At 42.4% G+C, this 14252-nt stretch carries 9 protein-coding genes, 1 tRNA gene and 1 pseudogene; 10 read left to right on the plus strand and 1 reads right to left on the minus strand.

Translation table 11 applies throughout. The annotated features are described in order from the left end of the window. Positions 1-336: 336 nt before the first annotated feature. A complete protein-coding gene (locus tag SHD_RS15545) occupies positions 337-1272 on the plus strand; it encodes a M14 family metallopeptidase (protein ID WP_039978541.1) in 936 nt (311 codons plus the stop codon). A gap of 152 nt (positions 1273-1424) precedes the next feature. Here SHD_RS15545 and adhE read toward each other — a convergent pair whose 3' ends face one another. Continuing rightward, positions 1425-4025, minus strand: a complete 2601-nt coding sequence (gene adhE / locus SHD_RS15550; RefSeq protein ID WP_023267982.1) for a bifunctional acetaldehyde-CoA/alcohol dehydrogenase — start codon at positions 4023-4025, stop codon at positions 1425-1427. Positions 4026-4342: 317 nt separating this feature from the next. Here adhE and SHD_RS15555 point away from each other — a divergent pair, with 317 nt between their 5' ends. The 9 genes and pseudogenes from SHD_RS15555 (at position 4343) to SHD_RS15595 (ending at position 14152) form a co-directional block, all read left to right on the plus strand. Next, the gene (locus SHD_RS15555) at positions 4343-4975 is read left to right on the plus strand and encodes a YchE family NAAT transporter (RefSeq protein WP_023267983.1); all 633 of its coding nucleotides are present in this window, start codon (positions 4343-4345) and stop codon (positions 4973-4975) included. A gap of 230 nt (positions 4976-5205) precedes the next feature. After that, positions 5206-7200, plus strand: coding sequence for a methyl-accepting chemotaxis protein (locus tag SHD_RS15560; RefSeq protein ID WP_023267984.1), 1995 nt, complete (start codon positions 5206-5208; stop codon positions 7198-7200). A 202-nt stretch (positions 7201-7402) separates the two neighbouring features. After that, a tRNA-Ser gene (locus tag SHD_RS15565) sits at positions 7403-7490 on the plus strand. A 356-nt stretch (positions 7491-7846) separates the two neighbouring features. Further along, on the plus strand, positions 7847-9082 hold the full coding sequence (locus tag SHD_RS15570; protein WP_023267985.1) for a tyrosine-type recombinase/integrase: 1236 nt from the start codon (positions 7847-7849) through the stop codon (positions 9080-9082). A 49-nt stretch (positions 9083-9131) separates the two neighbouring features. Further along, entirely contained in the window at positions 9132-10034 is a 903-nt protein-coding gene (gene hepT, locus SHD_RS15575; protein WP_235056975.1) for a type VII toxin-antitoxin system HepT family RNase toxin, read from the plus strand. 257 nt (positions 10035-10291) lie between these two features. Further along, positions 10292-11368 (plus strand): hypothetical protein, encoded by a 1077-nt coding sequence (locus SHD_RS15580; RefSeq protein ID WP_023267987.1) that lies wholly within the window; start codon positions 10292-10294, stop codon positions 11366-11368. A 106-nt stretch (positions 11369-11474) separates the two neighbouring features. Further along, entirely contained in the window at positions 11475-11687 is a 213-nt protein-coding gene (locus SHD_RS15585) for a helix-turn-helix transcriptional regulator (RefSeq protein WP_039978529.1), read from the plus strand. 57 nt (positions 11688-11744) lie between these two features. Continuing rightward, a pseudogene (locus tag SHD_RS22305) lies at positions 11745-13268 on the plus strand (YfjI family protein). 197 nt (positions 13269-13465) lie between these two features. Continuing rightward, positions 13466-14152, plus strand: coding sequence for an inovirus Gp2 family protein (locus SHD_RS15595; protein WP_023267990.1), 687 nt, complete (start codon positions 13466-13468; stop codon positions 14150-14152). The last annotated feature ends 100 nt before the right edge of the window (positions 14153-14252 follow it).

Here is a 14252-nt window from a genome sequence, read left to right on the forward strand (position 1 = left end):
TCATGATATCAATTAATTCTTAAAGTGAATAGCGGCTTACCATATGATTATTTGGAAGTTTCTTTCTAAAGTTATTTGGCTAACACAGGCTAAATGACAGTATTTATCTGGCGTTCCTTGTTGGCGAATATTTGAACTCTTAGAAGTGTGGGCTGTTCGTGGTTGCTCTTTAACATAGAGAACTAATACTGACTTTATCCACATAACTTCAGTTGATACAAGTGTTGAATCTTATTGCTTTAGCGTTTGATGGTTTTTTTGTTATCCTATTTCGTTTAATTCGATGCTTTAATGATAAATTACTAATCTTTTATAAATATAATGATCGAGAAAAGTATGTCAGGCTTAACGTTTTATCCTATTGGTACCACTGGTGAAAAATGGGGCGATGCCGAAAAGGCCGCATGGTTTGCTAGCACGCAAATTAAGCGTTCTTACCAAGACAATGTTGTCGCGCCACTAAAAGCGATGGAGTCACAACTGGCCGCATTGGGGCTGAGTGTGGTGCAATATGGCGCTTTATCGATTGATCCAGCGCGTTACCCTTTATTTGCGGTCAAATCAGCAAGCTTTGATCCGAAAAAGATAACGGTATTAGTCACAGGGGGCGTACACGGCTACGAAACCAGTGGCGTGCATGGCGCCTTGGCCTTTTTGGCTAACAACGCGGCTCACTATGCTGAGCGGGTAAACTTAGTGGTGGCAGTGTGTGTAAGCCCTTGGGGTTATGAGACTATTAATCGCTGGAACCCTAAAGCTATCGATCCAAACCGCTCCTTTTACGCCAATAGTCCCGCTGAAGAGTCGGCAGCACTGATGGCACTGGTGGCAAGCGTTCCACAAGGTTTTGATGTGCATGTGGATTTACATGAAACCACTGACTCGGATGAAGACGAATTTCGTCCAGCCTTGGCCGCGCGTGATGGCAAAGACTTTATCCCCGGCACCATTCCAGATGGTTTTTATGCCGTAGGCGATACCGAAAATCCGCAGGATGCCTTCCAAAAGGCGATTATCGATGGGGTGAGCAAAGTGACTCACATCGCGCCCGCCGATGACAAGGGCGAGATTATAGGCTCAACTGTGGTGCAACACGGAGTGATCAATTACCCGTTGAAAGCGCTAGGTTTATGCAGCAGTGTGACGGGCTGTATTTATAACACCACCACCGAAGTGTATCCCGACAGCCCATCGGCCACGCCCGCAGAGTGCAACTTAGCCCAAGTCGCAGCAATCACCAGTGCCATCGACTATGTATTAGCGTTGAGCTAATTGAGTTTGTTTGAAACTAAGTCTGAACAGTTGTAATGTTTTTCAAGACGTTATCAATTGATTTTACTTAAGTTTAATCAATAAAAAGCCCTCAAACGAGGGCTTTTGCATTTAACGTTTTTTTGTTCCCTAAACGCTATATCCACTAAGCACTATTGCTCGGTGAAGGGGCGACCATAGTAGCTGTCGAGTAGTAGCTGTTTTAGCTCGCTAATTAGCGGATAACGAGGGTTAGCGCCAGTACATTGGTCATCGAAGGCATCCTCGGCAATCATATCTACTTTGGCGAGGAAGTCGGCTTCGTTGACTCCCGCTTCTTGGATAGATGCTGGAATGCCCAGCGTCTTCTTGAGTTGCTCGATTTTTTCCAGCAATTTCTCGACTTTTTCCGCATCTGAGTTTCCACCTAAGGCTAAATGATCGGCAATGGCCGCGTAGCGACATAGGGCTTTTGGCCTGTCGTATTGGCTGAATGCGGCTTGCTTAGTTGGTAAGTCAGTCGCATTAAAGCGGATAACGTTACTGATCAGCAGCGCGTTCGCCAGCCCGTGGGCTAGGTGAAACTCGGCGCCCAGCTTGTGGGCCATAGAGTGGCAGATCCCAAGGAAGGCGTTGGCAAAGGCGATACCTGCTATGGTGGCGCCATTGTGGACTTTTTCACGGGCGATGGGGGATGCGGCGCCGAGCTGATAAGCATCGGGCAGATATTTGCACAGTAGGTCAAGAGCTTGCAGAGCTTGACCATCGCTGTATTCATTCGCCATTACACTGACATAGGCTTCGAGCGCGTGGGTGATCGCATCGATTCCGCCGAAAGCGGTTAAGGATTTCGGCATATCCATCACCAGATTTGGGTCAACAATCGCCATGTTTGGGGTGAGTTGATAGTCGGCGATGGGGTATTTTTTACCGGTTTGTTCATCGGTCACCACGGCAAAAGGTGTGACCTCAGAGCCAGTGCCGGAAGTGGTCGGGACCGCCACCATAGTCGCTTTGACGCCCATTTTAGGGAATTTATAGATACGTTTACGGATATCCATAAAACGCAGGGCTAAATCGGCAAAGTCGACATCGGGATGCTCGTACATCACCCAAATAATCTTGGCCGCATCCATGGGCGAGCCACCGCCTAAGGCGATAATCACATCGGGTTTAAAGCTATTGGCGACTTTGGCACCTTGGCGCACTGTGGCCAGTGTAGGATCGGCTTCTACCTCGTAAAAGACTTCGGTTTCAAGACCTTGGGCTTTTAAAATTTTTAAGGTTTCGTCGCAATAACCTTGGTTAAACAGGAATCGGTCGGTCACTACGAGGGCACGTTTTTTATCGCTCAATTCTTCAAGAGCAATCGGTAAACTGCCGCGGCGGAAGTAAATAGATGACGGAAGCTTGTGCCACAGCATGTTTTCAGCCCTCTTAGCAACGGTTTTCTTATTGATTAAATGGCTTGGGCCGACGTTTTCCGAAATCGAGTTTCCGCCCCAAGAGCCGCAGCCTAAGGTGAGTGAGGGAGCGAGTTTAAAGTTGTACAGATCGCCAATGCCGCCTTGCGAGGCCGGGGTGTTGATTAAAATACGTGCGGTTTTCATTCTAAAACCAAAGGTTTTCACCCGCTCGGTTTGGGTGTCTTGGTCGGTATATAAGCCGGATGTGTGTCCAATGCCGCCTAAGGCAACTAAGGCTTCGGCTTTATCGACGGCGTCATTGAAATCGGCGGCGCGGTACATGCCAAGTAAAGGAGAGAGTTTTTCGTGGGCAAAGGCCTCTGCCTCAGTGATATCGGTGACCTCACCAATTAATACCTTGGTGGTGTGGGGGACATCAATGCCCGCCATTTGCGCTATGGTCGCGGCGCTTTGGCCGACGATATCGGCATTTAAACCGCCATTTTTAAGGATAACTTGTTGCATTGCAGCGGTTTGCGCAGCATTTAAGAGATAACCACCATGGGTGGCAAAGCGCTCTTTGACTTGCTCATAGATACTATCGACCACAATTACCGCTTGCTCTGAGGCACACACCACACCGTTATCGAAGGTTTTAGACATCAAAATCGAGCTGACCGCGCGTTTAATGTCGGCGGTTTCATCAATCACAATTGGCGTGTTACCCGCACCCACGCCAATCGCGGGTTTGCCGGAGGAGTAGGCGGCTTTCACCATACCAGGGCCACCAGTTGCGAGGATAAGGTTCACTTTAGGGTGGGTCATCAATTGATTTGAGAGCGCAACACTGGGCTCATCAATCCAACCGATAATGTCCTTGGGCGCACCAGCGGCAATGGCGGCATCTAGTACCAGTTTGGCCGCTGTGGTGGTCGAGACTTTTGCCCTAGGGTGAGGGGAGAAAATAATCGCATTGCGGGTTTTAAGGCTGATCAACGCCTTAAAGATGGCGGTGGAGGTTGGATTCGTGGTAGGAACTATCCCACAAATAATGCCCACGGGCTCGGCAATAGTAATAGTGCCGAAGGTGGGGTCCTCGGATAAAATCCCGCAGGTCTTTTCATCTTTATACTTGTTGTAAATGTACTCGGAGGCAAAGTGGTTTTTAATGACTTTGTCTTCAATCACCCCCATTCGGGTTTCGGCTGCGGCCATTTTCGCGAGTGATATACGCGCATCGGCGGCGGCCAATGCGGCGGCGCGGAAAATGGCATCGACTTGGGCTTGGCTAAAACTGGCATATTCGGCTTGCGCTTTGGCCACGCGCTCGACCATGAGATCCAGTTCTTGGGCATTGGTTACTGTCATGATTAAAACTCCTAAAAAGATTTAGGGAATGTGCGATTCGCTAAATCTTCTTTATGATGAAAAATTACACCTAAAGCCTAAGTGAAAGTGTGACGGTACAATCAATTTAGCGCTTTTATGTAATAAAAATACAGTAACTATGATCTGTTTTAACCTCTTTGACCTAAAATGAGTCGAGTATCTAAAGCAGCTATTACTCAAACTTGTGATTTAACCTCAAAAATCTCATTTTTCAGTCATCTGTGCTTAAGCTACTATACTTGCCCTTACGGTTAGTTTGATGAAATTGGCGTGACACGCACATTAAGGACTGCAACTTGGAGTTAACACTTTACGTTAAATTTTTTCTTGGCTTAGTTGCCATTATCAACCCCATTGGTTTGTTGCCAGTGTTTGTGAGCTTAACCAGTCATCAAACCGAAGCCGAACGTAACCATACGGGGAAAGTGGCTAACTTTGCGGTGGTGGTGATCCTGCTGGTGACCATAGTGGCGGGGCAACATATTTTGAATATGTTTAGCATTTCACTTTCGGCTTTTAGGATTGCTGGCGGCACCTTGATCGCCATTATTGCGATGTCGATGTTGCAGGGTAAATTGGGCGAAGTAAAACGCAACCAAGAGGAAGATCGCGAATCTTCGGCCATGGAGTCAGTGGCTGTGGTGCCGTTAGCCTTGCCGTTAATGGCAGGCCCAGGTGCTATCAGCTCGGTCATCGTGTTTGCCGCAGAGCATAATTCATTGTCAAATTTTATTGCGATGTTTATCACAGTGATTATTTTTGGCTTGGTGAGTTTTGCACTATTTAGAATGGCATCAATTATTTACAAGATTCTTGGCAAAACGGGTATTAACGTAATCACCCGTCTGATGGGGTTATTAATGCTTTCCATCGGTATTGAAGTCATTGCGGCTGGTATTAAAGGTTTATTTCCACAACTTTTTAGCTAACCAGTGAATGCGGGTTGAAAAGTTCGCCCGCATCTTCTCCCTAGATCTCCTTTCGTTTACTTGCGTCATTGAATACTTATATTCAGTTGGCAAAGATCCAAATATTTAAGTCTATGTTTTTATGATGATTAAGAATCACTAAATTAGTGATTCTTTGTCGTTATCATTACTATCCTGTGCTATACATAGTAGGTCAGATAGATAACCGTAAATTGACTAAGGATTTTTTTATGAAATGGCAATGGATTGGCAACCTCAGCTTAAAGCAAAAATTACTCATGGTTGTATTGCCACCTCTTTTAGCGTGCTTTTTGTATGGTGCTTTGTTTCTCATTGAAAAGTATGAATATCGTCAAGAGCTTAAACTTGTGGTGCAGTTGAGTGAATTGGCGGTGACTAACAGTAACTTTGTACATGAATTACAAAAAGAACGGGGTATGAGTGCGGGTTTTATTGGTTCATCAGGCAAAGCCTTCGCTGCAAAGATCCCTACGCAAAGGCAATTAACCGATACCCAGCTTAAACATTTCCAATCTTTTATCGAAAACCACAGTTTACCCTCAGTTTTTGCACCTAAATTACGTGAATTGAATACCCAACTCGGTCGATTAACCTCGATTCGTTCGCAGGTTGATAGTTTATCAATCAGTGTCGCAGATGAAGTTAGCTACTATACGGAGCTAAATAGAGAATTACTCGCAATAGTCGATGAGACCGCCAAAACTGGCGCGAATCAAGAGATTGCGATTAAAGCTGCGGCATTTAGTGCTTTTTTACAAATGAAGGAAAGAGCAGGGATAGAACGAGCAGTATTAAGTTCGACCTTTGGTCAATCAGGATTTAAACCAAAGGTTTATGCAAAGTTTATCACCCTAGTTTCAGAGCAAAACAGTTATTTAGAGCGCTTTAACGCATTAGCCTCATCTAATCTTATTGATGCGATCAACAGGTTACAAAACTCTAATGAAGTCAAAGAGGTTGAAGCTCTGAGACAAATTGCATTTGACCAAGATAATCAAAAAATTCAGCAACAAAACCCAGAGGACTGGTTTGCAAAATCAACCGCTCGGATAGACAGTTTACGGGATTTTGAACAGCAGGTTTCAACAGATCTTTTGAAGGTTACCCATGAACGTCTTGCATCGGCTAATCAACAAATGTTCTTTGTGTTAGCGACCTTAGCCTTAATTCTGATAATTGTGCTGTTACTGAGCTTATCTGTGATTCGCTATCTACACTCCAGCGTGCATCACCTTTACTCTACCGTTACCCAAGCAAGGAAACACTACGATCTCAGCGTCCGCTTAAGTCACAGCAGCCAAGATGAGTTTGGCGAACTTGCCTTAGCTTTCAATGACATGATGAGTGATTTTGAAAATGTCATATTGCAAGTTCGCGCCAGTGCCAGCAAGTTACAACAAGCGGTTGAACAAATGGATGTTTGTACCCATGCAATGGAACAAGATGTCATGGCTGGTCACAGTGAGGCAGAGCAAGTGGCATCCGCCATGACCGAAATGAGTGCGACAGTTGCCGAAATCGCGAGTAATGCTGTACATGCTTCTGAAGCTTCACATTCGGCAAATCAAGAGGCCAAAACTGGTAATCTTGAAGTGGGTAGAACCAGCAAAGCGATTAAAGCGCTTGCCGATGATATTAATGGTGCATCACAAGCGATCAATGAACTCGACCGCGAGATCCACGGTATTGTAGTCGTATTAGATGTGATCAGCGGCATCGCTGAGCAAACGAATTTGCTGGCACTCAACGCAGCGATTGAAGCGGCCAGAGCGGGCGAAATGGGCAGAGGTTTTGCTGTGGTTGCCGATGAGGTTAGAAGCTTAGCCCAACGTTCCCAAGCCTCGACTTCTGACATAAAAAACATGACAGATAGATTAAAATCCGGCGCGAGTATGGCTGTAAAAGCCATGGAACGTGGGCTATCGCAGGCAAATACTAGCGTTCAAGAAGCGGAACAAGCAGGGCTTGAACTTAAACGTATTGTTGAACAAGTCGATATCATCAACCGCATGAATGAACAAATTGCTACCGCGACACACGAGCAATCAGCTGTTTCTGAAGATGTGAATCGTAACGCATTGAAGATAAGTGAAATATATTTGAATACTCAACGTATCTCCGATGAATTGAGGGAGTTAACTAAGGCATTGACCTACGATGCCGATCTTATGTCTAAGGAAGTCCATAAATTTACAGTAAAATAGCCTTAGCGCACATTTTAACCTCAGACATCAGGCGGTTTGCTTAGCAATTGTGCAACCGCCTGAAATCCTCTCTTTTTTACTTGACCGTCCTTATGCTTTTGCGTACAGTACCGCTCCGTTAACAGCGAATGCTTAATGAGTTAGTTAAGCGTGTTGTTATCAATGTGAATGATAAACACATAAAAATATATCCAAACAATCTGGTGAGATGTCCGAGTGGCCGAAGGAGCACGCCTGGAAAGTGTGTATACGGAAACGTATCGAGGGTTCGACTCCCTCTCTCACCGCCACATTCAAGTTTAAAGACGTCCTAGGACGTCTTTTTTCTTACCTGCATTTTATTAAAATCAATAACTTACCATCCTATATTGTTTAATAACATCCTACTGCATCCGAAATTTTTAGTAATGCCAAAAGTAATGCCAAGGAAATTTGGTAAATTTTGGCATTACTTTTGGCTTCAAAAATACCCTTTTTTTATGCCGTTTTTTTACTTGATTTTCTCGAATTTATGGCCCAGATTTAACTTGGCAATATCCTGATTTATCTGAATTTATTCAGTGATAAGTAATGCTTGATTTTCGAGTGAAAAATAATGCCAAAATCAAGCATTACTTTTGGGTTTAATTTGAGAGGGTAGAACGGTATGGGAAGGAGTACAAATAAGCTGACTGCAAAAGCGGTGCTCAATGCTAAAGCGGAAGCAAAGCCCTATAGATTGTCAGATGGTGGCAATCTCTATCTCTATGTGCGCACTGCAGGGAAAACGTGGGAATTTAGATACATACGTCCCTCCACCAGCAAACCCACCTATTTTGGTTTAGGCTCATATCCTGACGTATCCTTAGCTGAGGCGCGTGATAAAGCGCTAGAAGCGCGAAAAAACTTGGCCGAAGGCATCGACCCTCAACTACTTAAAGTTGAAAACAAATTAAAAGCGGCAACAGAGAACGCTCAAACTCTCAAGCATATTGCGCAAATGTGGATGGACTCTAAGCAGGGAAGCATTAAGCCTAAAACCATCGAAGGCAATTGGCGCAAGCTTGAGCTGTATGCCTTCCCTAAACTGGGGAGTATTGCGATTAGCAGACTCACGGCTCCCATAGCCATTGCCGCGCTCAAGCCCCTAGAGCAGAAGGGGCATCTTGAAACGGTTAAGCGTACCGCTCAGTTACTGAATGAAATCATGAACTTTTCAGTTAACTCTGGTTACATTCATGCCAATCCATTGTCAGGTATTCGAGAAGTTTTTAGAAAGAGCAAAGTGGAGCATCTGAAGGCATTAAAACCAGCAGAGCTAGCTGAATTATTGCAGACCGTCGCAAACGCAAATTTATTGTTAACGACTCGGTGTTTGATTGAATGGCAATTGCACACAATGACCAGGCCGAATGAAGCGGCCGGAGCCCGTTGGGAAGAAATCGATTTTGATGCCAAACTTTGGACGATTCCTGAATCACGCATGAAAATGAATCGTGAGCATATTATCCCGCTTACAGAGCATACTCTCGCGATACTCGAAACTGTTAAGCCGATTAGTGAACAAAGCCAATTCGTTTTTCCGTCATCTAAAGATCCTAAAAAGCACACAGATCCTGAAACCATCAACAAAGCATTAGGGCGAATGGGATTAAAGGGAAGAACAACGGGGCATGGTTTACGCTCACTAGCGAGCACTACCTTAAATGAACAAGGCTTTGATGGTGATGTCATTGAGGCCGCGTTAGCCCACGTAGATAAAAACCAAATCCGCAGCGCCTATAATCGCACGACCTACCTAGAGCGACGGACCAAGTTAATGGAGTGGTGGAGCAATCATATTGCCACTGCAGCAGTGGGCTCTTTGTCAGTAACAGCTACTTCAAGAAAATTAGGGGCATGACCTATAAGGCCGAATAGAGATTATCTCCCTGAGTCAAAAGATAGGGGGCGTGATACACGAATCTAACCTGTTAAGTCCGACTCAGGGTTGGTACTCTTACTTCATGACTAACCTAAAGCCAATGACTATCGAGCAGAGCCAGTATATGCACCAACTAAACGCTTTAGCTGCAAGTCATCCTGAGGTGGCGATATTATGGCTTTATGGTTCGCAGGCGAAAGGAAATGCTAGCGAGCATAGCGATTGGGATTTAGCCGTCGCATTCGACCCGGTAAAGGCAGATAGTGTGCTTGATACTCGTATTAGAGCTGAACTGCTTGCTATGGATTGGCAAAGAGCATTGGGGCTAGCCGAAGGGAAGCTTTCAGTTGTCGATATCAATCTAGCACCAATCCCTTTGGCCTTCGGTATCATTAATGCTAACAAACTTATTTTTAGTCGAGATGAAGGTCGAAGAATGCAAGAAGAGTCCCGGATTATGTCGCAAATGGAACTCGATTATTCTGCCCCAAGCTACTTTATTATTTTGGATGATGCCTATATCACGTCATTGAGTTTAAGTCTTAGCCAGTACCAAGCCGAGCTTGGAGAGTTACGTCAATTACTTAGTCAGCGTTCCTTATCTGATCTCGAGTATCGAGCAGCAGAGCGCACACTACAGGTCTCTATTGAAGCTTGCATTGGCATTGCAAAACACTGGGCTAAGGCACTTGCAGGACATAGTCCGCAGGATGCCTACCAAACATTTGAGGTCCTGTGTCAACGAGGAACACAACCAGCTGATGAATTAAATGGCTGGCGTAAAGTGATAGGCCTGCGTAATGCACTGGTACATGATTATCTGAATATTGACCCTGAGATCATCCGCAGTGTAATCTCTCAAGGTTATAGCGATAGATTATTTGCCTTTGCAGAGCAGGGGTTGGAATGGTTATCTTTGAAGACTGACTAAAGGGGCCTCCAGACTCTTATATTGAAGTGAACATCACTAATGTGAACTTGTTTGCTTAAACTTCCAATATATGAATGCTAACTCTTGGTACATTACGAAAACCCACTTTAAGCATATTTTTATACATAGTCACGATGACAGGTTGAAAATATTCACAAGTTAAGCTATCTCGTGAAGGAAAGATTCAACAATCAAATTCCTTTTATCTGCTATTTCTGCTATTAGTAGCAGAAATAGCAGATAAAAGGATTGTATCAATGCAAAAAATTGTAGAGTTATCGAAGGTGAACTTAAATGCTAGCCGAGATGAGGTTGTAAAGCACCTTTTGAAAGAAAATAAACCTGTTTTAATTTTTTCTCCTGTTAATATTAATATTTGGGCCGTATATGAAAGGAGTACGTATAAAAATCGTAATGGGTCATATCTGACTAGAGAGGATTTTATATATAGAAAGGTTGCACGGGATAAATTGAAACGTAGTGAATCATTCTCTGCTGCATCATTGGTTCCGAAAGTAGAATATCTAAGGTTGGGGAGCGATGACTTAGCCGTATTAATAAAAATCGGAATTGTTAATTTGAAGTTCATCACGGAATTCTACCTGTATACTGAAAACTTCGAACTTGAATTGATGAGTGGTGATAAATATATAGAAAGACATGAAGTACCTATTAACGCTAAAGACTTAGGGATTAATTTTCAGTCAGAATTTTATAACTATAATTATAATATCAAATTTTGTTTTACGAGGAAAAGCTTTAAATTTTTGGCGCGAGACAATAGCATTGACAATGAATTTATCCCCTTGAAGATAACAATTGATTCAGTCTGTGTTTTTGAAAGTGATATTCTTTCATTTATACATCAAGATATAGAACAGTCTGATATTCCCCAAGCAAGCCCTTACTATGTTAAAAATTTGATACGCAATCAATCAGACCTGGACCAATTATCTATTTTAGGCTTCAGTTATTATTGGGGGAAAACAGCTAATCCGCCAAAAGTTAAAGGATTGGTAGAGCGGATTATGAATCAACTCGGTTATGCTCAAAAAAAGGCAGAAGCGGCGGCTTTTTTTCTCAACCCTAATCCCGAAGGCCTATGCGGTAAAGATAAAACCATTGCAGATGGTTGCCAGTTTCCATACTTAACTCACTGCCTCGAGCATTTTTGGTCTGTTCAGGAAATAAATGATAAAAAGATAACATCTAAAATAAAAGATTTTTTAGTTGCAGAAGGTTTTAGCAGTGATAATGCCAAATATGCTGAATTATTTTTGAGACCGAGTAAATTTCTTAGGGGATCAAAAAAATGTATAGAATACAATGAATAAAGCACTTTAGGTGAGCAAGGGGGACCGTTTTTACCCCGTTTATTCATGCTTGATAACCATCTAATCTCAGGGTTGTAGACGTTTATTCACAACTCTGAGGACGATTATGAACACAACTCTCACAAGCAATTCCATTATTAGACTGAAGACCTTGGTTCAGCTTACAGGGCTTTCGCGTTCAACTATCTACGATAAACTCAATCCCAAATCCCCAAGGTTTGATCCACTTTTTCCGCGAAAAGTATGTCTTGGCGCTCGTGCCGTAGGCTGGTATTTCGGTGAGGTTGAAGCATGGCTTAAATCAATAAGAGTTCAGTAATGCATTAAAGATTTTCTACTCAATAATTCCATTACTTATTATCAAAGGAAAACTGATATGTCTCAACGTTATCAAGATAGAAAAATAGCTCCTAGGAGGGGGAGTAAAAAAAGAAATATTACATTTCCAGTTTCTAATGGATTTTTACATCGAATAGGAGACGGTACTCTTTTAGACGATACTATAGTTGAAACTCAATTAATTACTCAAGCTGCATATCCCCTAATTGTCAGTACAGCACTTACAGCCATTTCTACTGCTTTGCAGGGGCATATAGATGTTGAACTACCAACGGGCAAAATATGTCCCATCTCGCTTAATTTATTAACTTGTGCAGATTCAGGCGAACGCAAATCTACTGTTGAAAATCTATTAATGGAAGGGATTAAAAATCACCAAAAAAAGCGTGAATTAACTTGTAAAGAACAGTTAATTAAGTATGAAATTTTGAGGGAGGTACATGATGCTAAAACCAAGTCACTTAAAAGAAAATTGCTCAGGAATTCAGGGGCAGAAATTGAAGTAAATAATCTATTACAAGAGTTGGTTGAGCACGAAGAAAAACAACCACAAAGGCCAAAGGCTTTCAGAATTTTATATGAGGATAGTACGATAGAGGCGCTTACGTTTGGACTCAAGAATGACTCACCACATGCGTGTCTTGGGTCAAGTGAGGGCGGTGTGCTAATGAATAGTGCCTTAATGTCAAACACGCCTGTGCTCAATGCGATTTGGAGTGGCGATGATGTCACTGTGGCAAGAAAAACAACAGATTCCTATACGCTTTCAGGTGTTAGGCTGACTACACATATCATGATCCAGCCTCAAGCATTGAAACGATTTATGGATAAATCACAGGATGTTGTAAGAGGCAATGGTTATCTTTCTCGATTTTTAGTGTGCTTCCCAATGCCTCTTAGCGGTGGTAGGAAAACCAATGGGATCACCTATGAGAAAGAATTTATTAATGAGTTTAATCAAAGAATCGAAGAATTACTTGAGGGTAAATAAATGGAATGTAGAATAGTAACATTTTCAGATGAAGCGAAAGATTTGTGGCTTGATATATCTAACGATATTGAATCCAAAATGGCTCCAGGGCAAATTTACGATAATGCCAGAGATCATGCTTCAAAACTAGCAGAAATTATTGCTAGAACGGCAGCAAATATTCATTATTTTGAACACTCTTTTGACTCTAAGATATCCGTTGAGTCATTAAGAATAGCAATTGACTTGGTGAGTTTTTACTCTTTTCACTTTTTAAATAATTTTTGTCCACTACCCATGGAGGTGGTGCTAGGAGAAAAACTATATTTCTGGTTGGTTTCATATCGTAACCGAGGGTTTAGGTATATTAAAAAGAATAAGATATTACAATATGGCCCTCCTGCTTTAAGAAAAAGTAAGAATTTAAATGATGCGTTGAATAATGTTTTATCCCAAAGACTTATTGCAGTTTATGATTATAACACCATTGTGGTTATTGATTTGTACCCAGGAGCGCCTTATGACGACGTTGTCTTTAAGCGTGATATGAGCCTGTTTAATATCAATCAAAGCAGTCCTTTGTCGTTGTAGTGATTTCTGTATATAAGTTCAGAGTTATTCTTGGTTTGAGTGATAGCTTTTGTTTTTTATTTAATGAGTGTTTACTGTTTAATATTATTTGTTTTGTAAGTGTTTTGCTTGATTTTTAATTATTGCGATTCCTAGGTTGTTAATAATATATTGATGACCTACGGTTGTTATTTTTACAATTTTAAAGTTGGTGTATTATGTCTAAATCCAGCAATAGGAATTTAACCGTGCTAAATGCTAGAAATTTTAGAGGTTTGCCAATCCTTCAGTTTAAAAATGGAGTCTATGGGGAGTATTTGTATAATAACTTAAACCTTATCTATCACGCATTAAATAGGTATGCAAAGGTTTTCGCTGTGAGAGTTGACTTGAGATTTCCGGATTATTATAACACCGATGATAATCGTTACGTTACGCGGTTTATTGAATCTCTAAAAGCAAAAGTGACTGCAGACTATATTGCAAAGTGTAAGAACACTGAAGGATATGTGCATCAAAGTGAAGTACTTTATATCTGGGTTCAGGAAACTGGACAACTTAACCGACCACACTATCATCTTTGCTTGTTTTTTAATGGCAACGCTTATAGAAGTTTAGGTGTATTTGAACTTGGTAGACCTAATATGTATAACCGAATCGTTAATGCTTGGGCGAGTGCGCTAGCGTTGGATGTTGTTGCTGCACAAGGCTTAGTTCACTTTCCAAAGACGCCTTTTTATCAATTGGAGCGTGTAGAGCTTGGTAGAATTCACTTGGACCATACAATCCGTGAGTTGTTTAGGCGGTTAAGTTACTTTGCCAAAGTTGACAGTAAAACCTATGGTGATGGACGTCGTCATTATGGCTGTAGTCGCTTTTTGGGTAGACTACAAGTTGGTGATTAGCCTACTTAGTACGGTTGCTCTCGGATGAGTACAATGGGCAAGGGGCTCAAATCCCACGCTTTTGTATTTATAGAGGGCAGCAGTATATTCATAATCGCTC

It is taken from the genome of Shewanella decolorationis S12, from assembly GCF_000485795.1.
GTDB classification, from domain to species: Bacteria; Pseudomonadota; Gammaproteobacteria; order Enterobacterales; family Shewanellaceae; genus Shewanella; species Shewanella decolorationis.